At 64.2% G+C, this 23446-nt stretch carries 27 protein-coding genes and 1 pseudogene; 10 read left to right on the plus strand and 18 right to left on the minus strand.

Going from position 1 to position 23446, the window contains the following annotated elements:
• Window position 1 precedes the first annotated feature (1 nt).
• The 3 genes from def (EG244_RS14590) to def (EG244_RS14600) form a co-directional block, all read right to left on the minus strand.
• The gene (def, locus tag EG244_RS14590; protein ID WP_124965743.1) at window positions 2-499 is read right to left on the minus strand and encodes a peptide deformylase; all 498 of its coding nucleotides are present in this window, start codon (window positions 497-499) and stop codon (window positions 2-4) included.
• Window positions 500-509: 10 nt separating this feature from the next.
• The gene (gene def / locus EG244_RS14595; protein WP_124965745.1) at window positions 510-1013 is read right to left on the minus strand and encodes a peptide deformylase; all 504 of its coding nucleotides are present in this window, start codon (window positions 1011-1013) and stop codon (window positions 510-512) included.
• Window positions 1014-1165: 152 nt separating this feature from the next.
• Window positions 1166-1684: a peptide deformylase gene (gene def / locus EG244_RS14600; protein WP_124965747.1), complete on the minus strand. Its 519-nt coding sequence runs from the start codon at window positions 1682-1684 to the stop codon at window positions 1166-1168.
• Between the two features lie 212 nt (window positions 1685-1896).
• Here def (EG244_RS14600) and EG244_RS14605 point away from each other — a divergent pair, with 212 nt between their 5' ends.
• Window positions 1897-3069 (plus strand): MalY/PatB family protein, encoded by a 1173-nt coding sequence (locus tag EG244_RS14605; protein ID WP_124965749.1) that lies wholly within the window; start codon window positions 1897-1899, stop codon window positions 3067-3069.
• A gap of 128 nt (window positions 3070-3197) precedes the next feature.
• Here the strand turns inward: EG244_RS14605 and EG244_RS14610 are convergent, their stop codons facing one another.
• From EG244_RS14610 to EG244_RS14620, 3 genes are all read right to left on the minus strand, one after another.
• Window positions 3198-4301: a site-specific DNA-methyltransferase gene (locus EG244_RS14610; protein WP_124965751.1), complete on the minus strand. Its 1104-nt coding sequence runs from the start codon at window positions 4299-4301 to the stop codon at window positions 3198-3200.
• An 87-nt stretch (window positions 4302-4388) separates the two neighbouring features.
• A complete protein-coding gene (locus EG244_RS14615) occupies window positions 4389-5027 on the minus strand; it encodes a ribonuclease HII (protein WP_124965753.1) in 639 nt (212 codons plus the stop codon).
• Window positions 5028-5073: 46 nt separating this feature from the next.
• Window positions 5074-5460: a hypothetical protein gene (locus tag EG244_RS14620; RefSeq protein ID WP_124965755.1), complete on the minus strand. Its 387-nt coding sequence runs from the start codon at window positions 5458-5460 to the stop codon at window positions 5074-5076.
• Window positions 5461-5698: 238 nt separating this feature from the next.
• On the opposite strand from EG244_RS14620, the gene EG244_RS14625 reads away from it, so the two are divergent.
• Window positions 5699-5989, plus strand: a complete 291-nt coding sequence (locus EG244_RS14625; RefSeq protein WP_124965757.1) for a hypothetical protein — start codon at window positions 5699-5701, stop codon at window positions 5987-5989.
• Complete coding sequence (locus tag EG244_RS14630; RefSeq protein WP_124965759.1) at window positions 5961-6665, plus strand: winged helix-turn-helix domain-containing protein; 705 nt, start codon at window positions 5961-5963, stop codon at window positions 6663-6665. The genes EG244_RS14625 and EG244_RS14630 overlap by 29 nt, the downstream gene beginning before the upstream one ends.
• A 42-nt stretch (window positions 6666-6707) precedes the next feature.
• Here the strand turns inward: EG244_RS14630 and EG244_RS14635 are convergent, their stop codons facing one another.
• From EG244_RS14635 to EG244_RS14645, 3 genes and pseudogenes are all read right to left on the minus strand, one after another.
• On the minus strand, window positions 6708-7391 hold the full coding sequence (locus EG244_RS14635) for a fumarylacetoacetate hydrolase family protein (protein WP_124965761.1): 684 nt from the start codon (window positions 7389-7391) through the stop codon (window positions 6708-6710).
• 1186 nt (window positions 7392-8577) lie between these two features.
• Window positions 8578-9286, minus strand: a pseudogene (locus tag EG244_RS21650) (D-alanyl-D-alanine carboxypeptidase family protein); the annotation flags it as partial.
• A 338-nt stretch (window positions 9287-9624) separates the two neighbouring features.
• Window positions 9625-10440: an HAD family hydrolase gene (locus tag EG244_RS14645; RefSeq protein ID WP_124965762.1), complete on the minus strand. Its 816-nt coding sequence runs from the start codon at window positions 10438-10440 to the stop codon at window positions 9625-9627.
• Here EG244_RS14645 and EG244_RS14650 point away from each other — a divergent pair.
• From EG244_RS14650 to map, 4 genes are all read left to right on the plus strand, one after another.
• Entirely contained in the window at window positions 10439-10864 is a 426-nt protein-coding gene (locus EG244_RS14650; protein ID WP_124965764.1) for a type 2 periplasmic-binding domain-containing protein, read from the plus strand. The two genes, EG244_RS14645 and EG244_RS14650, sit on opposite strands and share 2 nt — an antisense overlap.
• 77 nt (window positions 10865-10941) lie before the next feature.
• On the plus strand, window positions 10942-11832 hold the full coding sequence (gene ttcA, locus EG244_RS14655) for a tRNA 2-thiocytidine(32) synthetase TtcA (RefSeq protein WP_124965766.1): 891 nt from the start codon (window positions 10942-10944) through the stop codon (window positions 11830-11832).
• Between the two features lie 71 nt (window positions 11833-11903).
• On the plus strand, window positions 11904-13433 hold the full coding sequence (locus EG244_RS14660; protein WP_124965768.1) for a putative bifunctional diguanylate cyclase/phosphodiesterase: 1530 nt from the start codon (window positions 11904-11906) through the stop codon (window positions 13431-13433).
• Window positions 13434-13526: 93 nt separating this feature from the next.
• Window positions 13527-14351, plus strand: a complete 825-nt coding sequence (map, locus tag EG244_RS14665) for a type I methionyl aminopeptidase (RefSeq protein ID WP_124965770.1) — start codon at window positions 13527-13529, stop codon at window positions 14349-14351.
• Here the strand turns inward: map and EG244_RS14670 are convergent.
• From EG244_RS14670 to EG244_RS14695, 7 genes are all read right to left on the minus strand, one after another.
• Window positions 14344-15234: a DMT family transporter gene (locus tag EG244_RS14670; protein WP_233589026.1), complete on the minus strand. Its 891-nt coding sequence runs from the start codon at window positions 15232-15234 to the stop codon at window positions 14344-14346. The genes map and EG244_RS14670 overlap by 8 nt on opposite strands.
• A 1-nt stretch (window position 15235) precedes the next feature.
• Window positions 15236-16126 carry a LysR family transcriptional regulator gene (locus EG244_RS14675; RefSeq protein WP_124965806.1) on the minus strand — a complete coding sequence of 297 codons (891 nt, stop codon included), beginning with the start codon at window positions 16124-16126 and terminating at the stop codon, window positions 15236-15238.
• Between the two features lie 28 nt (window positions 16127-16154).
• A complete protein-coding gene (gene plsY, locus EG244_RS14680; protein WP_124965771.1) occupies window positions 16155-16763 on the minus strand; it encodes a glycerol-3-phosphate 1-O-acyltransferase PlsY in 609 nt (202 codons plus the stop codon).
• A complete protein-coding gene (gene pyrC, locus EG244_RS14685) occupies window positions 16756-18033 on the minus strand; it encodes a dihydroorotase (RefSeq protein WP_124965773.1) in 1278 nt (425 codons plus the stop codon). The genes plsY and pyrC overlap by 8 nt, the downstream gene beginning before the upstream one ends.
• A gap of 78 nt (window positions 18034-18111) precedes the next feature.
• Window positions 18112-18555 carry a hypothetical protein gene (locus EG244_RS14690; protein WP_233589027.1) on the minus strand — a complete coding sequence of 148 codons (444 nt, stop codon included), beginning with the start codon at window positions 18553-18555 and terminating at the stop codon, window positions 18112-18114.
• Entirely contained in the window at window positions 18552-18674 is a 123-nt protein-coding gene (locus EG244_RS21315) for a hypothetical protein (protein ID WP_267900284.1), read from the minus strand. The genes EG244_RS14690 and EG244_RS21315 overlap by 4 nt, the downstream gene beginning before the upstream one ends.
• The gene (locus EG244_RS14695; protein ID WP_124965775.1) at window positions 18667-19632 is read right to left on the minus strand and encodes an aspartate carbamoyltransferase catalytic subunit; all 966 of its coding nucleotides are present in this window, start codon (window positions 19630-19632) and stop codon (window positions 18667-18669) included. Before EG244_RS14695 ends, EG244_RS21315 begins: the two co-directional genes overlap by 8 nt.
• A gap of 169 nt (window positions 19633-19801) precedes the next feature.
• Between EG244_RS14695 and EG244_RS14700 the strand changes: the two genes are divergently transcribed.
• Window positions 19802-20644 (plus strand): uracil-DNA glycosylase, encoded by an 843-nt coding sequence (locus EG244_RS14700; RefSeq protein ID WP_124965777.1) that lies wholly within the window; start codon window positions 19802-19804, stop codon window positions 20642-20644.
• Complete coding sequence (gene moaB, locus EG244_RS14705) at window positions 20641-21168, plus strand: molybdenum cofactor biosynthesis protein B (protein ID WP_124965779.1); 528 nt, start codon at window positions 20641-20643, stop codon at window positions 21166-21168. The genes EG244_RS14700 and moaB overlap by 4 nt, the downstream gene beginning before the upstream one ends.
• Before the next feature lie 3 nt (window positions 21169-21171).
• Here the strand turns inward: moaB and EG244_RS14710 are convergent, their stop codons facing one another.
• Window positions 21172-21984: a protein-disulfide reductase DsbD domain-containing protein gene (locus tag EG244_RS14710; RefSeq protein ID WP_124965781.1), complete on the minus strand. Its 813-nt coding sequence runs from the start codon at window positions 21982-21984 to the stop codon at window positions 21172-21174.
• Between the two features lie 126 nt (window positions 21985-22110).
• On the opposite strand from EG244_RS14710, the gene EG244_RS14715 reads away from it, so the two are divergent.
• The gene (locus EG244_RS14715; RefSeq protein ID WP_124965783.1) at window positions 22111-22665 is read left to right on the plus strand and encodes a YqgE/AlgH family protein; all 555 of its coding nucleotides are present in this window, start codon (window positions 22111-22113) and stop codon (window positions 22663-22665) included.
• An 8-nt stretch (window positions 22666-22673) separates the two neighbouring features.
• Here the strand turns inward: EG244_RS14715 and EG244_RS14720 are convergent, their stop codons facing one another.
• Window positions 22674-23426, minus strand: a complete 753-nt coding sequence (locus tag EG244_RS14720) for a ComF family protein (RefSeq protein ID WP_124965784.1) — start codon at window positions 23424-23426, stop codon at window positions 22674-22676.
• Between the last annotated feature and the right edge of the window lie 20 nt (window positions 23427-23446).

Below are 23446 nucleotides of genomic sequence, written 5' to 3' on the forward strand. Positions count from 1 at the left end.
CTTACCTCCGGTTCAGCTTGGCCGCTTTCCCAAGCAGCATCTTCCGCTTCAACGGGCTCAGGCGGTCAAAATACAGCTTACCCTGCAGGTGATCGATCTGATGCTGCACCGAGGTGGCCCAGAGATGCACAAAATCGCGCTCCTCCACCTCACCTTTTTCGTTCAGAAACCGCACCGTCACCGCACGGGGACGCGAGATCACCGCCGCAACACCCGGCAGATTGGGGCTCGCTTCCTCATGCTCGCGCATCTGGCCCGAGGCATGCAGCACCTCCGGATTGGCCATCAGAACGGCCTGACCGCGCTCGTCTGAGCAGTCAACGACCGCCAGCTGCATCATCACCCCGATCTGCGGACCGGCCAGACCGACGCCCGGCATGGCATCCATGGTCTCAACCATATCGGCCCAGATGGCGCGGATCTCATCGGTGATCTCCGTCACCGGCGCAGCGGCGGTTTTCAGGCGTTTATCGGGATAGGGCAGAAAGGGGCGGAGCATGAGCTCTCCTTCACAAAGTCATGGCCTGAAGCCGGGGGCTGGCCGCAAAGCGCGCGGGCTCAGACATCAGATCAATGCAGAGCCGGCCGTTCAGATGGTCAAATTCATGCTGCGCACAGACGGCTTCCAGGCCGCTCATGCGCTTTTGCTGCCGCTGGCCGTTCAGATCGGTCCAGGCCAGCACAATCTCCGCAGGCCGCGTCACCTCACCCGGCACCTCAGGGATCGACAGACAGCCCTCCGTAAAGACGGCCGTCTCATCAGAAAACGCCAGGATCTCCGGATTAATGCAGACGAAGGGCCGGGCTTCGCCCTCCCGCCAGGTCACATCCATCACAAAGATCCGCAAAAGCGCGCCGACCTGCGGCCCTGCCAGACCCCGGCCGGGTGCGTCATACATGGTCTCCAGCATATCCGCCGCAAGCCTGCGGATCTCATCACTGATCTCCGGGACCGGCAGACAAATGCGACGCAGACGCGGATCGGGAAACTGCAGAATGTTCAGAATGGCCATGGCTTCGCATAGCACCGCCCCAGCCCTGCGTCGAGAGGAGCGTCCTGCCCCAGCCCGGCTTTGGCTTTTCAAAATACTCCGGGGTCCGGGGCAGCGCCCCGGCGCTGCCAGCCTGGGACCAGGGCCGCCTGAAAAAGCGCCCGGATCCGCCCTCAGCCCCGCGCGATCTCGCGTTTCAGCTTTTCCATCCGCCGCGTGATCATCTGCCGCTTCATCGGCCCCAGATAATCGATAAAGAGCTTCCCGTTCAGATGGTCGATCTCATGCTGCACGCAGGTCGCCCAGAGCCCCTCAAAGGTCTCTTCCTGAACGGCTCCGCTCACATCCTGCCAGCGCACGGTCACGACCGCCGGGCGGGTGACTTCGGCATATTGCTCGGGGATGGAGAGGCAGCCTTCCTCATAGGTGCTGGTCTCGTCGGAACTGGAAATCACTTCCGGGTTCACCAGGATCATCGGGCGGCGCGGCTCGGGATCTTTGGTGCAGTCCATGGTGATGATACGGCTCATCACGCCGATCTGCGGGCCGGCAAGACCGACGCCGGGGGCGTCATACATGGTCTCGAGCATGTCCTGGCCAAGCTTTGCCAACTCCGCGTCAAAGCGGGTGACGGGGGCACAGGGCTTTTTCAGCCGCGGATCGGGATGGATGAGGATGTTGCGAAGCGTCATGCCGCTGATCTAGGCGATCACGGGCTTTCCTGCAAGATGAGGGCGAATTTGCCGCGCCGCCCCCGTCCGGGGACTTGCCGAGGGAAGGACTGCCCGCTAACCTGCGGATCATGAGGATTGTCGTTCCGGCTGTATTTAATAATCCGGTAAACTTTCCTGATATGACACATTTTGCGCGGATATTGTTCCGGAGCAGCATCGGGTGAGACAGCATGAGCTTTGATGAGATCATCGATCGTCGTGGCACGCATTCCGTCAAATGGGATATGATGGATAAGATCTATCAGGTTCCGGCCGACAGTGGCATCGCCATGTGGGTGGCGGATATGGACTTCCGTCCCCCGGCCTGCGTGCAAAACGCGCTTGAAAACATGACGGGCCACGGCGTTTACGGCTATTACGGCGACGACAGCTCTTATCTTGCGGCGATCTGCTGGTGGATGAAAACCCGCCATAACTGGGAGGTCGCGCCCGAGGCCATTCTGACCTCGCATGGTCTGGTCAATGGAACGGCCCTTTGCGTGCAGGCCTTCACCGAAAAAGGCGACGGCGTGGCCGTGATGGCACCGGTCTATCATGCCTTCGGGCGGGTCATCAAAGCCTCTGACCGTCGCCTGGTGGAGCTGCCGCTTGCCACGGTCGATGGTCGCTATGAGATGGATTTTGACGCCTGGGAAGCCATGATGGACCCCGGCGTGAAGATGATGATCCTCTGCTCGCCGCATAACCCCGGCGGAAGGGTCTGGAGCCCGGACGACCTGACCCGGGTGGCAGAGTTCTGCAAACGCCACGACCTGGTGCTGGTTTCGGATGAGATCCACCATGATCTGGTCTTCGGCGGCGCCAAACATACCGTCATGCCCAATGCCGCGCCGGAGATCCTTGATCGTCTGGTGATGATGACGGCCACCACCAAGACCTTCAATATCGCGGGCTCGCATACCGGCAATATCATTGTGCCGGATGCAAAGCTGCGGGCCAAAGTGCAGGGGGTGATGAATGCCCTTGGGATCTCCGGCAATACCTTTGGCTTTATGATGGCCGAAGCGGCCTACAGCCCTGAGGGGGCGGCCTGGGTGGATGAGCTGGTGGCCTATATCGACGGCAACCGGAAGCTCTTTGACGAGGGTGTCAATGCCATTCCGGGTCTGGCCTCAATGGCTCTGGAGGCGACTTATCTCGCCTGGGTCGATTTTTCGGGCACCGGCATGGCGCCTGCGGAGTTCAAAGCCCGCGTTGAAAAAGAGGCCGGGATTGCCGCCAACCATGGCGACAGCTTTGGTCTGGGCGGTGAGAGCTATCTGCGCTTTAACCTTGCCACGCCGCGCGCGCGGGTGGTTGAGGCGGTGGAGCGGCTGAAGAAAGCCTTTGCGGATCTGCAGTAAGCTCTGCTCTGGTGGGCAGGAAGAGGGGGCTCTGCCCCCGCTTTGGCCAGGGCCAAAGCCCCCCGGAGTATTTTGAAAAAGCCAAAGGCAAAACCCGCGCCAGGGTCAGGGGCGCGGGTATTTTCGTCTCAGTTGTTCATCTCGGCCCGGACCTGCTGGCGCAGGCTGTCGATCGGGATGGTTTTGCCGTCCCGGCGGAAGTGCCAATAGGTCCAGCCGTTGCAGCTCGGGGCTTTTTCATAGGCGGCGCCGACCTGATGGATGGAGCCTGCGACGCTGTCACCGGCGAGGGTGCCGTCGGCGCGGATTTTTGCGGTGGTGCCGCGCGGCGAGACCAGGACCTCGCCCGGGCGCAGCAGGCCGCGCTCAACCAGGTGGCCGAAGGGGATGCGCGGCTCGGCGCGTTTGGAGCCTGCGGTTTCAAGCGCCGAGGCGTCAAAGGTGCGCACGCGGGCGATGCGTTTGGCGGCCACTTTGCGGTAGGCTTCCTCGCGCTCGATGCCGATGAAATTGCGGCCGAGCATTTTGGCCACCGCGCCGGTGGTGCCGGTGCCGAAGAAGGGATCGAGCACCACATCGCCCGGATTGGTCGAGCCGATCAGCACGCGGTGCAGCAGCGATTCCGGCTTCTGCGTCGGATGGGCCTTTTCGCCATTGGCGTCTTTCAGACGCTCATGGCCGGTGCAGAGCGGCAGCAGCCAGTCGGAGCGCATCTGGGTGCCTTCGTTCAGCGCCTTGAGGGCGTCGTAGTTGAAGGTATAGCGCGAGTTTTCCGACTTTGACGCCCAGATCATCGTCTCATGGGCATTGGTGAAGCGCTTGCCGCGGAAGTTCGGCATCGGGTTCGATTTGCGCCAGACCACATCGTTCAGCAGCCAGAAGCCTGCATCCTGCATGGAGGCTCCGACGCGGAAGATATTGTGGTAGGAACCGATGACCCAGATGGCGCCATTGGGCTTCAGCAGGCGGCGGGCTTCGGCCAGCCAGGCGCGGGTGAATGTGTCGTAAGCGGCGAAGCTGGAGAACTGATCCCAGTGATCGTCGACCGCATCGACCTTCGAGTTGTCGGGGCGATGAAGCTCGCCCTTCAGTTGAAGGTTATAGGGCGGGTCTGCGAAGATCAGATCGATGGATGCATCCGGAAGGGAGCGCATCACCTCAATGCAATCACCAGACAATATGTCATTCAGCGGAAGCGCGGGCGCTTCCGTTGCCTTGGTTTTAATAGCCATTACTCTGCCTCAGGTTCGCGCATTTTTGCGCGTTATTGTGGGTCCAATTTCGGGCAAAGCAGGGGGGCGGTCAAATTGTTTTTTGAATCAAGCCTTTGGGGATGGGGCTTGGCACAAGATATTGTGGACCGGCTTAAACGACCGCCTATGCGCGGGAGTCACCCCTAAGGAAAGCAGGGCGGCGAGGTGATCTTTTGTGGGATAACCTGCGTTCCGCTCCCATCCGTAGCCGGGAAACTGTTGCGAAAGTGACTCCATCAGGGCATCGCGGGCGACCTTGGCGACGATGGAGGCGGCGGCGATCGAAAGCACCCGGGCGTCGCCTTTGACCACGGCTTCGGCGGTGCAGGTCAGCCCCTTTGGCAGGCGGTTGCCGTCGATCAGGGCGTGATCGGGGGCACGGGGCAGGGCTGCAATCGCGCGTTGCATGGCGAGATGTGAGGCCTGGAGGATATTGATCTCGTCAATCTCTTCAACACTGGCATGGGCGATGGCCACCTCGGCTGTGGCGTGGATCCGGGCGGCGAGGGCCAGGCGGCGCGCGGCGGTCAGGGTTTTGCTGTCGCCCAGACCCTCCGGGATGCAGGTCGGGTCAAGGATCACGGCGGCCGCCGTGACGGGGCCGCAGAGCGGGCCGCGGCCCACCTCATCGACGCCGCAGATCAGGCGGGCGCCGCGGGCGGCGGCAGCAGTTTCAAAGGAAAAATCGGGAGCAGGTTTTGTCATGCCTCTGTGATGCCGCCCCGGATGCGGGGCGGCAAGAAAAATCCGATCAGCGGATCAAAGCGCCGCGGGGCGGGCCGGAGTGACCCTGGCGGGGCGCGTGGTGCGGTGGGCGGTGATGCACCTGCGGGCGCGGCGGATGGGCGTGGTAGCGCGGCGGCGGCGGGGGCGCGCGGTAAACATGGCGCGGCGGGGCGGCCCGGTGGTGCCAGCGCGGCGGGGGCGGTGGCGGCGCGGCATAGCGGCGGCGGTCGTCGTGGCGGTCGGCTTTGTTGAGGGCCGTGCCGATGATGGCGACCGCCGCCACGCCTGCCAGGAGGCGGGCAAAGTCATCATTGGCGCGCAGCGGCGTGGCTGTGGTGCCGGTCACGGCCAGCGCCAGGGCCAGCGTGCTGAAGAGGGCGGTGAGGCGTTTGGGAAAGCGCAGGTGTTTCATGTCAGGCTCCGGTCAAAGGGCCGGTCTGCCAGGGGGCGGCAGATCCGGCCGGTGTCCCTGTGTGATGCCGGAGCGGCGGATGTCAGGCAAAATCAGCGGGCTGTTATGGGATGTCAAAGCCCTGAAAGGCGGCGTGTTATGGGATAACAGGCCCGGGGAGCGCCGTGATATTGCATAACTTTGCCGCGCCCTTCATGCTTTGGCGGACTGCTGCCCCGCCTCTCTGAGGGAGACCCCTATGCCGCGCGCCGGACTGCTTTGCGCCTTTGTGGCGGCCCTGCTGATTGCCGGACCGGCGGCAGCGGGCTGCTTTGCCGATTATAAGGCCAAGCAGGATGATCCGCTGCGGCTGCATTACGGGGTGATGCAGCTGCCCGCTGCGGCCTGCCGGGGCGGCGCGGCCGAGGCTGAGATCCGCCGCCGTCTGAGCGGGGCGGGCTGGACATTGCTGCAGGTGATGTCTTTCTTCGATGAGGGCGGACTTGCAGAAAGGAAGGCCAATGCCGGTGGATGGTTCCTCCGCTTCTGAGGCGCTGCGCCAGGGCTCACGGGTGGTGGTGGCGGGGGTCATCGCCGTTGTGCTGATCCTGCTGACGGCGGCCGTGCTGCTGTTTTTGAACCTGCCCGATGCCAATGCCTTTAACGCCGGCGTTGAGCGGCTGTTTGTGGAGAATACCGCCCTGACGGGCGAGACCGAGATCCGGCTTCTGGAGATTCTGGCGCAGTCGGGCACCTCTTTTGCGGAGGTTCTGGTCAGCTACCGTGCGGTGATCTTTGTGCTGCTGGTCTTTTCAGCGGCGCTGCTGGGGGTGGCTCTCGTGGCGCTGCTGAGCATCGTCTCGCTGAACCGGCGGCTGCGGGAGATGCGGCAGGCGGGGCTGCAGGTCTCGTCGCTGGTGATCTCGCGGGCCGAGCGGACGGTGACGCTGAATGCGATGGAATTTCCGCTGACCGAGGCGGCGATTGAGACGCTTGCGGTTCTGGCGGAGGCGCGGATGGATGATGAGATCCTGAGCGGCGCTGAGATTGAGGCGATGATCACCGGCAGAAATGCCGTGGATTGTGAGGAGGCCGCGGGGGCCACGCGGGTCAAGCGGCTGCGGGATGCGCTTGGCAATCAGCTGGTCAGTGAACTGCTGGTCAAAACGGTGACGCGCAAAGGTTATATGCTGAGTGCCGATCGCTCTGTGATCCGGATGCAATGAAAAAGCCGCCCCGGGGGGCGGCTTCTGAGGCAGAGGGCAGGATCAGCCGACTTTGGTTTCCACTGCGCCCAGGCCCTCAATCTCCACCCGAACGGTTTCGCCCCGTGCCACGGCGCCTACGCCTGCGGGGGTGCCGGTGAAGATCAGATCGCCCGGCTGCAGTTCAACCAGGGTCGAGAGATAAGCAATGACATGGGGCACATCCCAGATCATATCGGCCAGATCACCGTCCTGACGGATCTGACCGTCAACGGTGCACAGAATGCGGCCCTTTGACATCGCACCGCAGTCAGCGACGGGGGTGATGTCGCCGCAGACGGCCGAGCGGTCAAACCCCTTGCTCATATCCCAGGGGCGGCGCTGCTGCTTGGCCTGGGCCTGCATGTCGCGGCGGGTCAGATCATTGCCGGGGGCAAAGCCCCAGATCAGATCGGAGGCCGCTTCAACGCTGACATGGCTGCCGCCCTGCCCAAGTGCGACGACGAGTTCCGCTTCATGGTGCAGATCCGCGGTCGCAGAAGGATAGGGGATCGCGGCATTGCCGGTCACCAGGCTGTCGGCGGATTTGGTGAAGAAGAACGGCGGCTCTTTGGTATCCGCGCCCATCTCTTTGGCATGCTCTTCGTAATTGCGCCCCACGCAGAAGATGCGGCGGACCGGAAAGCGGTCAGCGCTGCCTTTGACGGGAACCGAAGCGGGGGCAGGGGGGGCAAATACGAAGGTCATCAAATTCCTCACGGGCCAAGTGTGAAGCAATTGATGGCACGGGCCTGGAGGCGGCGACAGGCCAGATCGGCCTGATCGCGTGTCAGCCCGGCAAATGTGGCCTCCCAGCCACCGCCTTTTTGGTTAATTTTACGCAAAGCGCCTTCCAGAGCGCGGGTTTCAGACAGCGCAGTCTGCAAAAGCGCGCGCTCGGCGGTGCCGCGGGTGTTGAATTTGCCTAAGGTAATTGCCCAGTGACGCCCGCCTGAGGTCGAGACGCGCGAGACGACTTCCCGGGTCTCAGTCGTGGCAGAGGTGCGCTGAACATTGGAGGGCAGCGCCTCGGTGGTCTCGGCCCGGGCCATGGTCATCACGATTTCACCGGGCCGGGCGCGGGGGCGTTCGCCGCTGAGGGCGGGAACCACAAGCTTGCCGGTAAAGCCCTGAGCCAGCGGGACATTGTCGTCATCTGCGGGCGGCACCGGCATATCTTCGGGCAGATCGGCCTCGGCCAGTTCGGCAACGCTGGCGGGCAGGGCTGCGGCGACAAGGCTGGCAGCCTGCGGGTCCTGCGGTGCGGGGCTGACTTCACGCCCCGCCTCATCCACCACCTGGAACGGCAGGGTGGTTGCTTCGGGGGCGGCTTCGGCCAGCTGAACCACGGCCGGGGTGATCTCTGCGGGCGCGGCCTCAGGGAGGGGCGCGGCATTGGCCAGCGCGAGAGCCGCGGCCACGCCTTCAGGTGCCGGGGTCGGTGCGGGTGATGCTTCGGCAACCGCAGCCACATCGGGCGCCGCGGGGCGCGCGCGCGGCTGCGTCAGGGGAACATCGCTCAACATCGTCTCAACGGCTTGCGCGGCATCTGCCACTTCGGTCACCGGAGTTTCCTGCGCGGGTTCCGCGGCCACGGCGTCAGGGCGCGGCGGCGGCGGTTCAAGATCTGCCACCGCGAAGGGCAGGGCAGCGGGGGCTGCGGCGGGTTCCGGTTCCGTCGTCAGCGCGGCCAGCACATCGGCCACACCGCTGGTCAGCTCTGCCAGCATTTCCGGAGCCGGGGTAAGTTCTGCAGGCCGCGGTGCCGGGCGCGGCGAGGTGGCGCGCGCCGTCTGCAGGCGGATCGTTTTTCCGGCCCCGCCTGGCGCATTGTCAGACTCATCGGCGATCGCAGCCAGCGAGACGGGCGGCGGCGGCACGCTGCGCACCCGGTTCGGGGCCGCGCCGAAGCCCACATCCATCAGTTCGGCCATCTTTTTGTTGCGGTGCGCCGTCGAGACGCCGCCCATCACCGTGGCGACCAGACGCTTGCCGTTGCGCTCTGCCGAAGCCGTCAGGTTAAAGCCGGCCGCATTGGTATAGCCGGTTTTGATCCCGTCCGCGCCGCGATAGCCCTCAAGGAAGCGGCGGTTGGTGTTATTGACCCGCGCCACGCCCGCATCTTCCTGCAGCCGCGAGAACATCGGGTAATGCTGGGGGAAATCATAAAAAAGACGCCGGCCCAGCAGCGTCATATCCCTTGCCGTCGAGAGGTGGCCTTCCGCGGTCAGCCCGTGGGCGTTGCGAAAGCTGGAGCGGTGCATCCCGAGCGCTTTCGCCGTGCGGTTCATCCTTGCTGCGAAGGCGCGCTCATTGCCGCTGATGTGATCGCCGAGTGCAGAGGCCGCGTCATTGGCCGATTTAATCGCTGCCGCGCGGATCAGGTGACGCACCGAGATGCGCTGCCCTGAGCGCAGCCCCAGCCGCGAGGGTGGCTGCGAGGCGGCATGAGAGGTGATGGTGACCATATCGTCCAGACGGATCTCGCCACGGCGGATCGCATCAAAGGTGATATAAAGCGTGAGCATCTTGGTCAGCGAGGCCGGATGCACCCGGGTGTCGGCGTTTTGCTCATAGATCACCTGACCGGTGCGGGCATCCATGACAAGCGCGGCATAGGGCGCAGCAAAGGCAAAAAATGGCGCACAGAGAAGAGCCAGAAAGACCACCGCTGCGGCGGCGAATTTTCGGGCAAAAAAGCCCGGCCGGAGTGTCCCTGACCCGATCACTGCACCTGTCCTTGTACTGCCTCGTCACCGGTCTTAGTGCCGGGTACTCCGAAAAGGCTAACACAGGGGTCGGCATTGTGGAAACCCCGGATTCACAATGGAAATCGGGTCGGCGGGGGATTGCCAAAGCCTTATTTGGTAGGGATTTTTAACCCTGCTACCAGACCTGCGCCCCAGGCCAGGTGTCGCGCAATTTTACGTGATTCGCGCCTTCACAATCGCAGATTGCAGATAAGTTCAGGAAGTCTATCTATACTTGCGATTTCGCGGTAACGCGGGTGTCCTTCGGGGGCCTCGGCATGTTCCAGCTCCCAGGGCGTGCCATGTGGCACAAAGACGCCCCAGGCCCCGGCTTCCAGCGCTGGCAGGACATCGGACTTCATCGAATTTCCGACCATCAGCGCCTGGCGCGGCGCGGCTCCGTGGCGCGCGAAAATCCGGGCATAGGCGGCGCTGTCCTTCTCAGAGAGGATCTCAACCCCGTCAAACAGCCCGGCCAGACCTGAGGCGGCCAGCTTGCGCTCCTGGTGGATCAGATCGCCCTTGGTGATCAGCAAAAGGCGGTGCGCTCCGGCCAGGCTCTCCAGGGTCTCGCGGACCTGAGGCAGCAGCTCCAGCGGATGGGCCAGCAGATCCCGCCCCGCCGCCATCACTTCGCCCAGCACCTGCGCCGGAACGCGCCCGTCGCTGAGCGTGATCGCCGTTTCCATCATCGACAGGGTAAATCCCTTCACCCCATAGCCATAAAGCGGAATGTTGCGCCGCTCGGCCGCCAGCAGCGCGAGCGCCAGATCCCCGCGCGGGACCCAGGGCTCAAGCAGGCGCAAAATCTCTTCTCCCGTGCGGCGAAAGAAGCTTTCATTGTGCCAAAGCGTGTCATCGGCATCAAAGCCAAGGGTGGTCAGGGTCAGGGTGCGCTCCTTTGCTGTCGCAGTGCTGCCCTGGCGGCGCAGCCTGCGCAAGGCCCGTTGCGGCTTGACCCGGCGGGCGGCTTCAGGACAGCTGCGCAGATCTGTGGAGACTGCCATGAAACTGCTTTGTGCCGCCGCTCTGTTGTCTCTCTCCCTCACGCTTCCCGCCGGGGCAGAGGTGATCGTGGCAACGGATCCCGATTTCGCCCCCGTTGCCACCGAACTGGCGCAGCGGCTTGGCGCAGCCGATTTTCGCGTTCTCGCGCTGCAGCCTGCCGCGCTTGAGCGGGCAGAGGCCGATCTGATCCTCGGGCCCGATACCGCCCTGGCCGATCGCCTGATTGCCAGCGGCGCGGCGCTGGCCCCCGGTCGCGTGACCTATGCCATGGGCCGCAGCGGCACCGAGGAGGCGGTGAACCCGCGCGACGGTGTTTTGATGCAGCGCGCGGCGGAGAATGCGGCGGCCCGCGACTTCCTCGACTTTCTGCTGACGCCGGAGGCCTGGGATGTGATCGTCGCGGCCGGTTTCGGGGCGCATTGAGCCCCCCTGCTTTTGATTCGCTCTGGGCAGGCGGGCGGCTTTCTGGCATATCCCCGCCATCTCCCGGAGGCCCGAAAATGCTGGACGAAACCCCAGACGACATCCATGCGCTGTTCAAAGGTGCGCCGAAATCGACGGAATTCCGCAAGCTGCGCAAGCGCCTTGTGCAGGAGGTCCGCACGGCGATTGAGACCTATGGGATGATCGAGCCGGGGGGCAAATGGCTGGTCTGCCTGTCGGGGGGCAAGGACAGCTATGCCATGCTGGCCATCCTGCATGAGCTGAAATGGCGCGGCCTTCTGCCGGTCGAGCTGCTGGCCTGCAACCTCGATCAGGGGCAGCCGGGCTTTCCCTCGACGGTGCTGCCGGAGTTTCTGGAAAAGATGGGTGTGCCGCACCGCGTTGAGTATAAGGACACCTATTCCATCGTGGTCGATAAGGTGCCCCAGGGGCGGACTTATTGCGCGCTCTGCTCGCGTCTGCGGCGCGGCAACCTGTACCGCATTGCCCGCGAAGAGGGCTGTACGGCCGTGGTCCTTGGCCATCATCGCGATGATATCCTTGAAACTTTCTTCATGAACCTGTTCCACGGCGGGCGTCTGGCGACCATGCCGCCGAAGCTTCTGAACGAAGAGGGTGATCTCTTCGTCTACCGTCCGCTGGCTTTTGTGGCTGAGGCGGATTGCGAGAAGTTCTCGCGGCAGATGAACTATCCGATCATCCCCTGCGATCTTTGTGGCAGCCAGGACGGGCTTCAGCGGATGCAGGTGAAAAGTATCCTGAATGAGTGGGAGCGCCGCACCCCAGGCCGTCGCAACATCATGTTCAAAGCGCTGATGAACACGCGGCCCTCGCATCTGCCCGATCCGGCGCTCTTTGACTTCCTGGGTCTGGCGCGGCGTGAGGGGGAGACCGGGGAGATCGATCAGATTGATGATAATATCCCCGATCTGCGCGCCCGCGATTAAGATTTGACTCAGGCTGTTACCCTAACGTTCCTGCTGCCCCGGATGGTCCGGCGCGCAGGGCGGAGGTGCGGATGGCTGCGGGACTTTCCGGACAATGGCGGGACTGGATCAGGGCCCGCACGGGGGCACCCTTTCTGGTGATGGGGGGACCGGTCCTGGCACTGGCCGGGTTCTGGGTTGCGGGGGAACGCGGGCTGGTCGTGGCTGTGCTGGCGCTGTTGCTGCTGGCGGTGGCGACCGGCGCCTGGCGACAACCCGACAGTGCAAGGCAGTCTGACCCGGCGGAGCCCTATTCCCGGGACCGCTTTCTGGCGGAACTCGACAGCCGGCTGATGCAGGCGGAAAGCCAGGGCATGGGGACGGGCTGCATCGTGCTGCAGTTCGATGATGCAGGCACGCTTCTCGATCGCTATGGCCGCTCCACCCAGACAGAGGTGATCCGCAGCATGGGCGAACGGCTGGTCTCGGCGCTGCGTCAGGGGGACCGGGTTCTGCGCCTCGAAGGCGGCGGCTTTGCCATTTCGCTTTCCCCCTCACGGCGGCTGGATCTGGAGGCCATGGTACAGCTGTCGTCCCGGCTTCAGGCTCTGGTGGCGGAACCTGTGACCTTTGGTGGCGCACGCATTCTGGCGACCTGCTCTGCCGGATTTTGCATGGGCGCCAGAGTGCAGCGTGGCAGCGGGGCGGAGCTGCTGGACTGCGCGCAGGTTTCCGCAGATGAGGCATTGCGCAATGGTCCCGGCGCGCTGCGCGCCTTCGCCCCCGGCATGGCCCGCAAAAGGGCCGAGCGTGACGCCCGCCGCGCAGAGCTTGAGGAAGCCCTTGATGCCGGACAGATCCGGGCCTGGTTCCAGCCGCAGATTTCCGCAGACACCGGCGAGATCACCGGCTTTGAGGCCCTGGCCCGCTGGCAGCACCCGGAGCGCGGGGTGATCCCGCCCGCGGAATTTTTGCCGGCCATCGGCGATTCCGGCCTGTCAGAGCGGCTGTCGGAAGTGATGGTTTTCAACGCCCTGGTCGCGCTGTCCCGCTGGGATACCGCCGGGCTGCGGGTGCCGGGCGTGGGGGTGAACTTCTCGTCCGATGAATTGAGAAACCCCCGTCTTGCCGACAAGCTGAAGTGGGAGTTGGACCGCTTTGATCTGACCCCCGATCGCCTTTCAGTCGAAGTCCTTGAGACGGTGATGAGCATGGGTGAGGCCGATGTCATCGTGCGCAACATCACCGAGCTTGCCCGCCTGGGCTGTCGGATTGATCTGGACGATTTCGGCACCGGCCATGCCTCCATCACCAATATCCGCCGCTTCGGGGTTCACCGCCTGAAGATCGACCGCTCGTATATCTCACGGGTGGAGCAGGACCGCGAGGCGCAGCGGGTGCTGACCGCAATCCTGTCGATGGCCGAACAACTCGGCCTCGATACCCTGGCTGAAGGAGTCGAGACGCCTTCAGAACTTGCGCTGCTGTCGCAACTCGGTTGCGGTCATGTCCAGGGCTTTGGTATCGCCCGCCCCATGCCCTTCGAAGCAACCTCGGATTGGATACGCAGCCATATGGCGCGCCCGAAGGTGACCTGGAAGGCGGGAAATGCACCTGGCTGATGCTGCGGCAGATTATCGGGTCCGGTCGCTGCTATGGCCAAAGGCGGCGTCAGAGACTATCTAAGGGCCCAGGTAATCAGCCAGGCAGGACCGATGGACGAGACACGCGGCCGCGTCACACGCGAGGGAATCAGGATCTACGACAGCTCAGACTTTGCGGGGATGCGCGAAGCCGGTCGGGTTGCAGCCGAGATCCTGGATGAAGTCGGCCCGCTGGTAAAACCCGGCGTGACCACGCTGGAGCTGGACGATTTCATCGCCGGCCGCGTCACCGCAAAGGGCGCCAAAAGCGCGACCATCGGTTATACCCCCCCGGGGCGTGCGCCCTATATGCATGCTTCCTGCATTTCGCTGAACCATGTGGTCTGCCACGGCGTTCCGGGTGCCAAGGTATTGAAGACAGGCGATATTCTGAATATCGACGTCACGGTGATTGTGGATGGCTGGTTCGGTGACACCAGCCGTATGTATGTCGCAGGCGATCTGTCGGTCAAAACCCGTCGCCTGATTGAGGTGACCCACTACAGCCTGATGGCGGGTATCGCTGCGGTCAAACCCGGCAATACTTTTGGCGACATCGGTCATGCAATCCAGGCCCTGGTCGAAAGCAAACGCATGAGTGTGGTGCGGGACTTTTGCGGCCATGGTCTGGGTCAGGTGTTCCACGCGCCGCCGAACGTGCTGCATTATGGCAAGGCCGGCAGCGGCCCTGTGCTGGAGCCGGGGATGTTCTTCACCATTGAGCCGATGGTGAACCTGGGCCGCCCGGAAACCAAAGAGCTGGCCGACGGCTGGACCGCTGTGACCCGCGATAAGTCGCTCTCGGCGCAATATGAGCATTCGGTGGGTGTGACGGAGACCGGCGTCGAGATCTTCACCCTTTCGCCGGCCGGGCTTTTTGCCCAGGCCTTCAGCTGACGCGCTCGTCCTTCAGCAAAAGCAGCAATGCCAGAACGGTAATCGCAACGCCGCCCGCCACCAGGCCGGGCGGCGCTTCTGCTTTGAAGGCCAGCTCCCAGGCGATCACCCAGCCAGGCACCAGATAGGTATAGGCCATGACCTTGGCCCCTGGCAGCCGCTGGCTGGCATATTGCATCAGCGCCGCGGTGATGGCGGTGGTGCAGACCGCGGTATAGCCAAGCGTTGCCCAGACAATCCCCGGCATCGCGGCCCAGTCCGTTGCCAGCACCTTCGGCAGCGCCCAGGGCGTCAGGATCACCAGCCCGCCCAGCAGCATCATGGTGGTTGCCAGCATCGGCGGCTCACCGCGCGACATCCGCCGCATCAGGGCGGGAAGGGCAGCATGCATCAGGCAGCCCACGAAATAGATCGCTTCGCCGCGCCCGATCTCAAGCCGCAGGGCGGCCGCGATCTCGCCGCGAAAGATCACCCACAACGCACCGACCGCCCCAATAGCCAGAGCAAAACCCATACGCCCGGTCATGCGCTGGCGTAAAAGAACCCAGCCAAAGCCTGCCGACAGGATGGGAGACAGGGTAAAGACCGCCGCCGACGACAGCGGGGTTGCCGTCTTAAGTCCCTCAAACATCAGGACAAAATATCCGGCATAGATCGCGCCGGGCAAAAGCCAGCGCCAGCCGTTTTGCAGCGCACTGCGGAAGTCCGTTCGCGTCACCGCCAGCACAAGGCTGGTCACCACAAGGGCCAGCAGAAACCGCAGCAGCGTCAGAGCGGCGGGGTCAACCAGATTGGCCACCCGCGCCCCGAGGGTGAAGGAGCCTGCGACCAGGGCCGAAAAGGCCAGCATCGCAAGGTGGCCTCTCAGCGGTACGCTCAGCATGTCAGGCTTTGCTCCGGTCCTGCCAGTCGAGGGCGCAGGACTTCAAATGGCTGAGAAAGGCCTGCACTTTGGCGGTGCGGTGCAAATCGACATGGGTGACCAGCCAGAGCGGGGCGGCCCATTCGGGGCGCGCAGGCAGGATCTCAACCAGATCCGGCTCGCGCAGCGCCTCATTGACGATATAAAAGCCGATGCCCAGACCCGCGCGGACAGCCTCAGCGGTAACGGCAGGTTCGGTGCCGCGGAAGGTGATGGCCTGGGCCGGCACATTGGCATCGAGCCAGCGGAAAAAGGGCGCGCGCAGCTGATCGCCCTCGCCGCCGACAAAGCGGTGGCTGAGGTAATCCTCGGGGCTCCCGGGGCGGCCATAGGTCTCGACATAGCTGCGGCTGGCATAAAGCGCATAGGGCAGGCTGCCAAAGGGCTGGACGACATTATCGGGATCATCGGGAGCATTGCCCGCCCGGATCGCGACATGAGCCTCGCCATATTCCAGGCGGAAGAGCCGGTGATCCGTCAGGCAACGAATTGAAATCTGGGGATAAAGCCTCTGAAATGAGGTCAGGGCCGGGACCAGAAATTTCGCCATTCCGCCGACGGATGTAATGACCAGCTCTCCGGCCACCGTCTCGCCCTGGCCGCGCAGACGGCCTGCGAGCTGGCTGAACTGATCGGCGGCGGTATCGGCGACCTTCAGCAGATCGCGTCCGGCTTCGGTCGGGGTATAGCCGCGGGCATGGCGCTGAAACAGCTTGGTGCCGAGCTGTTTTTCCAAAGCGTCGATATGGCGGATGACCGTGGCGTGGTGAACGCCTAAGATTTCAGCCGCGCCCGACACGGTGCCAAGGCGGGCCACCTGCCAGGCGGTGCGGATTTCGTCCCAGTTGCTCAGCCCGTTCACGCCCGTTGCTCCTTGATACTCAGGATTTTTTACCGATTTTCGGCTCGGTGCCGCTCAGGATGCGGGAGATATTGGCCTTGTGCCGCTCGAGAATGACCACGGCCAGCAGCACCATCAGGGCGACCATTTCGCCATGCCCGAAGCTCCAGGCCACCAGCGGCGAGAGCACCGCCGCCACCAGCGCCGAAAGCGAAGAGATCCGCGTGATCGCAGCCGTCAGAAGCCAGATCCCGCAGGCCGCAAGCCCCACCGGCCAGGCCAGCGCCAGCAGCGTGCCAAGGAAGGTGGCCACGCCTTTGCCGCCCTTAAAGCCCAGAAAGATCGGGAAAAGATGGCCGACAAAAGCCGCAAGCCCCGCCAGTTGCGCCGCATCTTCGCCCACCAGCGCCCGTGCGATCAGCACCGCGATGCCTGCTTTTCCGGCATCAAACACCAGCGTCAGAAAAGCCGCGGGCTTATTGCCGGTGCGCAGCACATTGGTCGCGCCGATATTGCCCGAGCCGATTTTGCGCAGATCGCCCAGACCAAAAAGCCGCGCCATAACGATCCCGAAGGGCACCGAGCCCAGCAGATAGGCCAGGGCCGCCGTCAGCGCCAGCAGGGGGAAGGAGGTGATAATCTCAGGCATTCAGGTCCCCGAAGACGCAGGTGCCGCCAACCCAGGTGCCGAGCACCTTTCCCTCCATCCGCGCGCCGTCGAAGGGGGTGTTCTTGGATTTTGAGCGCAGTGTAAACCGATCGAGCACGAAAGGCGCATCCGGGTCAAACAGAACCAGATCCGCAGGCGCGCCAATGGCGATGGTCCCGGCCTCAAGGCCCAGGCGGCGGGCCGGGTTCAGCGCCATGGCGCGGAAGAGGCCCGGCAGATCCATCACGCCCGCATGATAAAGGCGCAGCGCGGCGGGCAGGAAGGTCTCCAGCGCGACGGCCCCGGCGGCGGCCTCCTCAAAGGGCAGGCGCTTGCTTTCTTCGTCCTGCGGCGTGTGCATTGAGCAGAGCACATCGATCAGGCCCGAGGACAGCGCATCGCAGACCGCCATGCGATCTTCCTCTGAGCGCAGCGGCGGGGTCAGTTTGAAGAAGGTGCGGTAGTCGCCGACGTCATATTCATTCAGCGTGACATGGTGGACTGAGACACCGGCCGTCACATTCAGGCCGTTTGCCTTGGCACGCTCCAGCGCGGGCAGGCTGAGGGCCGAAGTGATCTGATCGGCGTGATAGCGCACGCCCGTCATCTCCACGAGGGCGAGGTCGCGCTCCAGCCCCATGCGCTCGGCCTGGGGCGAGACCGCCGGAATGCCGCGCAGCGAAGCGAATTTGCCCGAAGTGGCGGATGCGCCTTTCGAGAGCGCAGGCTCCTGCGGGTGGCTAACCACCAGCGCGCCGAGCGAGCGGGCATAGGTGAAGGCGCGCGACAGCACTTTGGCGTCGCTGATGACATGGTCGGTATCGGTGAAAGCCACCGCCCCGGCATCCTGCAGGAAGCCGATCTCGGTCATCTCGCGGCCCTGACGGCCCTTGGTCAGCGCGCCCATGTGACGGATGCGGACGGGGCTGGATTCGCGGGCACGGCGGGTCACGAACTCCAGCGTCTCGGGCGTGTCGATTGAGGCCTCGGTGTCCGGGCGCGCGATGATCGTGGTGACACCCCCCGCCGCAGCCGCCAGACCGGCGGAGCGGAAGCTTTCCTTGTGACGCTCGCCTGGCTCGCCGATTTTCACGCCCCAGTCGACAATCCCCGGGCCGAGGCATTTGCCGCCGCAGTCGATAAGCTCGGCCCCCTCGGGTGCCTCGGCGTCGCGGGCGATGATGCGGCCATCCAGAACCGTCAGGCTGCCGATCCGGTCGGTGCCGCTTTCCGGGCAGATCAGGCGGGCGTTATGAAAATGCAGAGTCATTGCGAGCCTCTTTGGATGAAGCGCCAGAGCGCAGGGCCTCAGCCCACGGATATCTTAGGTCAGAGCCGGAGATCCGGCTCATGGGCGGCGGCCTGTGCGGGCGGTCTCAATCGCGGCGACCACAGCCCCCGCATCCGCCGGATAGCGGATCAGATGTTTGTCACCATCAAGCGTGATGATCTGAACATCGCTGAGAAACTTCCGCACCTTCGTGATGCGGTTCAGCCGGAACACGCGGCCCCCGGGCAGGATCAGCCGCCTATCGGTCAGCGTCCAGGTCATGCCCAGCACCTCAGACTGCAGATACCAGCCGCGCAGAGCCAGCGCCGCAAAGGCCGCAACCGGGCCGACCCAGGGGTCGGGGTTGGCCATAACGATCAGCACCAGACCCGCAATCACGCCGCCTGCGACCGCAATCACCAGATGACTGCGCCAATAGGCGGCCTTATCGGGGCGAAATTCCGCCAGCACGCGCTCTCCCGCCTCGGGGTCGAGCCCGCGAAAGGGATCGGCCGCGCTCATCCGCCGATCACCACGAAAACCACGGTCAGCAGCGCGATCACCACCAGGACCCCGGTGGCGACCATGCCCGACATGGCCGCGTCAGACTTTTTGCGCTTTGGCTTTTTGTCCTCAGGCATAGGTCTCGCCATTCAAAGCGCGGCCGCGTTCGGCGCGCAGGTTCTGCGCCAGCAGATCCATACAGGCCATGCGGACCGCGACGCCCATTTCAACCTGCTCCTGGATGACCGAGCGGTTGATGTCGTCGGCGATCTCGCCGTCGATCTCAACGCCGCGGTTCATCGGGCCGGGGTGCATGACGATGGCATCGGGCCGGGCGTGCGACAGCTTCGCTGCATCAAGGCCGTAGCGGTGGAAATATTCGCGCTCTGACGGAATGAAGCCGCCGTCCATACGCTCTTTCTGAAGGCGCAGCATCATGACGACATCGGCGTCTTTCAGACCCTCGTTCATGTCTTCATAGACTTCTGCGCCGAATTCTTTGAAGCCCGCGGGCATCAGGGTCGGCGGGCCGATCAGACGGATGCGGTTTTCCATCTTGCCCAGCAGGATCAGGTTCGAGCGCGCCACGCGGCTATGGGCGATGTCGCCGCAGATCGCCACGGTCAGGCGCTGAATGCGGCCCTTTTTGCGGCGGATCGTCAGCGCATCAAGCAGCGCCTGGGTCGGATGCTCATGGCGGCCGTCTCCGGCGTTCAGCACCGCGCATTCCACTTTGGAAGCCAGCAGGTTCACCGCGCCGGAATTCGGGTGGCGCACGACCAGCAGATCCGGGTGCATGGCGTTCAGCGTCAGGGCGGTGTCGATCAGCGTCTCGCCCTTCTTCACGCTGGAGGTCTGCATCGACATATTCATGACATCCGCGCCAAGGCGCTTGCCCGCCAGCTCAAAGCTGCTTTGCGTGCGGGTGGAGTTCTCAAAGAACATATTGATCTGGGTCAGCCCTTCCAGGACATCCGTGCGCTTCACCGTGCGCCGGTTCAGATCGACGTAACGATCTGCAAGGTCCAGAATGGTCAGGATTTCCTGGGGTGACAGCGGCTCGATGCCGAGGAGATGGCGCTGACGGAACGACATCGGGGGCCTCCTTGTCCGGAATGGGCTGCTTATAGGGCGCGGCTTTGATCGCGGCAAGGCGGCGCAGGGTCTGATCGCGGCCTGGTGACAGAGATTTCTGCGCGATTTCTCAGCGCGCGACCGCAAAGCCCATGTTCCCCAGAGGGGGGATTTGTCATAGGGTCAGCGCATGAGTTTTGATGCTGACCTCTCAACCCTTGATCCGCGGGTGATCGAAGCGCTGCTGGCCCTTCAGGCCGATGCAGGCGTCGATGAATGTATGGAAGAGGCACCGCTCGACCGTTTCGCCGCTTTTGAGGCGCAAAAGGAAGCCGCCGCCGCCCGCGCGGCAGAGGCCCCGGCTGCGCCCGCGGGGGCAGAGCGGCGCGGGGCAGCGCCTCTGCGGGCTGAGCCGCCGGTGGTGGTGAAGGTCGATCCTGAGGTTGAGGCCCGCCGCAGTGCCGCGGCAGCGCCCGATCTCGCGGCCCTCGCTGAGGCGATGCAGAATTTCCCGCATTCCGATCTGAAGCGCGGCGCGCGGAATTTCCTTTTCTCTGAGGGGGCTGCGGGCGCGCGGGTCATGTGGATCACCGATCCGCCCGGCTCGGCTGAGGATCGTGCGGGGCAGATTTTCGCCGGACCCTCGGCGGGGCTCTTTGCGAAAATGCTGGGGGCTATCGGGCTCAGCACGCAAAGCCCTGATCTGCAAAGCGCGGTCTATGTGGCGCCCTTCATCCCCTGGCCGGTCCTTGGGGCGCGGGCGCAGGATCCGGGCGTATCGGCTATGATGGTGCCCTTTCTGCGCCGCCATATTGAGCTGGCTGCCCCGGATCTGGTCGTGCTGACCGGGCAGATGGTTGTTCAGGCTTTGCTTGGGAAATCCGGTCTGCTGAGCCTGCGGGGCAGCTGGACAGAGGTGATGGGCCGCCCGGCGCTGGTCTCGCTGCCGCCTTTGATGCTGCTGCAGAACACATATCTCAAACGCGGATCCTGGGAGGATCTGCTGTCGCTGAAGGCAAGGTTGACCCCATGAGCCGCGAATTTATCCCTGTCCGTATCGCCGTGCTGACCGTCTCGGACAGCCGCTCGCTGGCCGAAGACCGCTCGGGCGATACCCTGGTGGCGCGGATTGAAGCGGCGGGCCATCTGCTGGCCGCGCGCCATATCCTGCCCGATGACCGCACTGAGATCGCCGCACAGCTGCGCGCCTGGGTGGCCGATCCGGAGATTGATGTGATTATCTCAACCGGCGGCACCGGGCTGACCGGGCGCGATGTGACGGTTGAGGCGCACCGCGATGTTTATGAAAAAGAGATCGATGCCTTTGGCACGGTCTTTACCATTATTTCGATGCAGAAAATCGGCACCTCGGCGGTCCAGAGCCGCGCCTGTGGGGGTGTTGCAGGCGGGACCTATCTCTTCGCGCTGCCGGGAAGCCCGGGGGCCTGTCGCGATGCCTGGGATGAGATCCTGGTGAAGCAGCTCGACTACCGCCACATGCCCTGCAACTTCGTGGAAATTTTCCCGCGCCTGGAAGAGCATAAGCGGCGGAAGTAAGCCTCAGCCGCCCTGACAGCCCCGCGCTTCAGCCGCTTTACCGCCTGCGAGAACCGTCACCCGCAGGCCCGAGCGATCAAAGCTGAGCGGGCGGCCATCAAGGCTTGCCAGATCGGCTTCGGCGTGAAGAACGCCGCCGCGCCGCTGGCTGCGCGCCTCTGAGACCCAGGTATTGCCATCGCTGGTCTCGATGACCACGATTTCGTCAGCCCCCATCGGCGGCATGCTCAGATCAACCGCCAGTTTCATGCCGCGGCGCGTCGGCTCCAGGCGGCAGCGGGTGGCGCTGAGGCCAAGGGCCCGGGCGTTGACAGGCTGCGCGCCAAGCGCGCGGCGGATCGCCGGATCCGGTTTGCCCGCCCCGCTGAGCGTTGAGGCCAGATGCACCCGGGCGGGCACGCAGATGTCGCGGCAGACGCCCAGATCAAGCGCGGTCTCCAGATGCACCGGGCGCGAGGCATCGCGGGGGAAAATCTCCACCGGCAAAATCACCTCCCGGCTATAGCCGATGCTTTGCATGCCATTGAAGTGAAAGACTTCCGGCGTGGGCCACAACAGTTTCACGCCCTGGAGGTTCTCTGAGCCGGTCCAGGAGATTTCGGGCGGGATGCCCGCATCACCGGGGCTGCGCCAATAGGTTTTCCACCCGGAGGCCAGGGTCAGCCGGATTGCGGCCATATGCGCACCGCTTTCCGTTTGCCAGCCGGGCAGCAGCTCTGCCTCAAGGATATCCCCAAGGCTTTGCGCCCTGGCGGGCAGGGCGGTGGACAGCGCCATCGCGGTCAGACAGATCAGGGTGCGGAGTTTGCGAAACATCCTCCGCTTGTGACGCCGCTTTTTGCGAAATCAAAGTCACAATAAGGCGATGCCTGCGCGAGGGTGGCTTGCATGCAACGCCTGGCGGGGCCAACCTGTCGCAGGATCAGTCAAAGGACACCCGCTATGGACCTGAGCGGCAAGATTTTAATTGCCATGCCTGCGATGGGGGACACGCGCTTTGAAAAAAGCGTGATCCTGATCTGCAGCCATTCTGCAGAGGGGGCCATGGGGCTGATTCTGAACAAGCCATTGCCGGGGCTGAAGTTTGCGGAGCTGCTCAAGCAGCTGAAGCTGTCTGACGGTGGCCCGGTTCGGCCGGTGCCGGTGCAGTTCGGCGGCCCCGTTGAGTCCGGACGCGGCTTCGTGCTGCACAGCGATGACTGGCGCGACCCGGATGGCACCATGATGGTGGCGGGCGGCTATGGGCTGACCACCACCCAGTCGGTTCTGAGTGAGCTGGCCGCAGGCGGGGGGCCGAAAGAGGCGCTGATGGTGCTGGGCTATGCCGGATGGGGAGAGGGTCAGCTGGAGGGCGAGATTGCCCGCAGCGACTGGCTGGTCGGAGACCCGGCGCCGGATCTGATCTTCAGCAGCGCGGATGCGGGAAAATGGACGCGGGCTCTGGCGGGCATGGGGATCGATCCTCTGGTGCTCTCCGCCTCTGCCGGGCGCGCCTGAGGGGCGGATCAGACCGCAGGGGCCACACGGGCGAGGGTCAGGGTGAAAACCTCTCCCGCGCCGCCATTGCGCAGGCCCTTTGTCGCCTCTGCAAGGGTGGCACCGGTGGTCATCACATCATCGATCAGCAGGATTTTTGCCTCCGGGGCGCGGGAAATCTCTTTCACCCGTGCGGGGTTGAGGGTGAAGGCGCCTTGCAGATTGTCGCGCCGCCCGCTTCGGCTGAGGCCGTCCTGAAGCTGCGTTGCGCGGCTGCGCAGCAGAAGATCCGGGCACCAGGGCCAGTCGAGGCGCTGGCTGAGCGCCCGGGCCAGCAGGGCAGACTGATTATAGCGCCGCCTCAGAAAGCGCAGCCGGTGCAGCGGCACCGGAACGATCAGCATCGGCCCCCGGGGTATCAGCGGACGCAGCGCATGATGAAGCCTTGCGGCCAGGGCTCGGGCCAGATCCGGACGGTCCCCATGTTTGAGCTGCAAAACCAGCTGCCGGGCCGCGCCCTCATAGAGAAAGGCCGCCCGCCCCGCCGTCCAGGGCGGGCGGCTGCGCAGGCAGTCGTCGCAGTCGGCCTCTGCCGCCCCCATTGCTCCGGGAAGCGGGGCGCCGCAAAGCCTGCAGCAGAGACCCGAGATCATCGGCAGATCGGGCCAGCAGGCGGGGCAGACGCCGCCGTCGCCATCAACGGCATCGCTGCAGACCAGGCATTGCGCCGGCCAGATCATGCGGATCGCCGCGCTGAGGGCCGGCAGGGCTTGAATTTTCATGCCTCCCCCCCTTAGGTGCC

Origin of the sequence: Falsigemmobacter faecalis (assembly GCF_003863335.1) — a bacterium.
GTDB classification, from domain to species: domain Bacteria; phylum Pseudomonadota; class Alphaproteobacteria; order Rhodobacterales; family Rhodobacteraceae; genus Wagnerdoeblera; species Wagnerdoeblera faecalis.

Coding starts and splice junctions, on each gene's coding strand:
- def (WP_124965743.1), bottom strand. CDS start 499: ATGCTCCGCCCCTTTCTGCCCTATCCCGATAAACGCCTGAAAACCGCC.
- def (WP_124965745.1), bottom strand. CDS start 1,013: ATGGCCATTCTGAACATTCTGCAGTTTCCCGATCCGCGTCTGCGTCGC.
- def (WP_124965747.1), bottom strand. CDS start 1,684: ATGACGCTTCGCAACATCCTCATCCATCCCGATCCGCGGCTGAAAAAG.
- EG244_RS14605 (WP_124965749.1), top strand. CDS start 1,897: ATGAGCTTTGATGAGATCATCGATCGTCGTGGCACGCATTCCGTCAAA.
- EG244_RS14610 (WP_124965751.1), bottom strand. CDS start 4,301: ATGGCTATTAAAACCAAGGCAACGGAAGCGCCCGCGCTTCCGCTGAAT.
- EG244_RS14615 (WP_124965753.1), bottom strand. CDS start 5,027: ATGACAAAACCTGCTCCCGATTTTTCCTTTGAAACTGCTGCCGCCGCC.
- EG244_RS14620 (WP_124965755.1), bottom strand. CDS start 5,460: ATGAAACACCTGCGCTTTCCCAAACGCCTCACCGCCCTCTTCAGCACG.
- EG244_RS14625 (WP_124965757.1), top strand. CDS start 5,699: ATGCCGCGCGCCGGACTGCTTTGCGCCTTTGTGGCGGCCCTGCTGATT.
- EG244_RS14630 (WP_124965759.1), top strand. CDS start 5,961: ATGCCGGTGGATGGTTCCTCCGCTTCTGAGGCGCTGCGCCAGGGCTCA.
- EG244_RS14635 (WP_124965761.1), bottom strand. CDS start 7,391: ATGACCTTCGTATTTGCCCCCCCTGCCCCCGCTTCGGTTCCCGTCAAA.
- EG244_RS14650 (WP_124965764.1), top strand. CDS start 10,439: ATGAAACTGCTTTGTGCCGCCGCTCTGTTGTCTCTCTCCCTCACGCTT.
- EG244_RS14645 (WP_124965762.1), bottom strand. CDS start 10,440: ATGGCAGTCTCCACAGATCTGCGCAGCTGTCCTGAAGCCGCCCGCCGG.
- ttcA (WP_124965766.1), top strand. CDS start 10,942: ATGCTGGACGAAACCCCAGACGACATCCATGCGCTGTTCAAAGGTGCG.
- EG244_RS14660 (WP_124965768.1), top strand. CDS start 11,904: ATGGCTGCGGGACTTTCCGGACAATGGCGGGACTGGATCAGGGCCCGC.
- map (WP_124965770.1), top strand. CDS start 13,527: ATGGACGAGACACGCGGCCGCGTCACACGCGAGGGAATCAGGATCTAC.
- EG244_RS14670 (WP_233589026.1), bottom strand. CDS start 15,234: ATGCTGAGCGTACCGCTGAGAGGCCACCTTGCGATGCTGGCCTTTTCG.
- plsY (WP_124965771.1), bottom strand. CDS start 16,763: ATGCCTGAGATTATCACCTCCTTCCCCCTGCTGGCGCTGACGGCGGCC.
- pyrC (WP_124965773.1), bottom strand. CDS start 18,033: ATGACTCTGCATTTTCATAACGCCCGCCTGATCTGCCCGGAAAGCGGC.
- EG244_RS14690 (WP_233589027.1), bottom strand. CDS start 18,555: ATGAGCGCGGCCGATCCCTTTCGCGGGCTCGACCCCGAGGCGGGAGAG.
- EG244_RS21315 (WP_267900284.1), bottom strand. CDS start 18,674: ATGCCTGAGGACAAAAAGCCAAAGCGCAAAAAGTCTGACGCGGCCATG.
- EG244_RS14695 (WP_124965775.1), bottom strand. CDS start 19,632: ATGTCGTTCCGTCAGCGCCATCTCCTCGGCATCGAGCCGCTGTCACCC.
- EG244_RS14700 (WP_124965777.1), top strand. CDS start 19,802: ATGAGTTTTGATGCTGACCTCTCAACCCTTGATCCGCGGGTGATCGAA.
- moaB (WP_124965779.1), top strand. CDS start 20,641: ATGAGCCGCGAATTTATCCCTGTCCGTATCGCCGTGCTGACCGTCTCG.
- EG244_RS14710 (WP_124965781.1), bottom strand. CDS start 21,984: ATGTTTCGCAAACTCCGCACCCTGATCTGTCTGACCGCGATGGCGCTG.
- EG244_RS14715 (WP_124965783.1), top strand. CDS start 22,111: ATGGACCTGAGCGGCAAGATTTTAATTGCCATGCCTGCGATGGGGGAC.
- EG244_RS14720 (WP_124965784.1), bottom strand. CDS start 23,426: ATGAAAATTCAAGCCCTGCCGGCCCTCAGCGCGGCGATCCGCATGATC.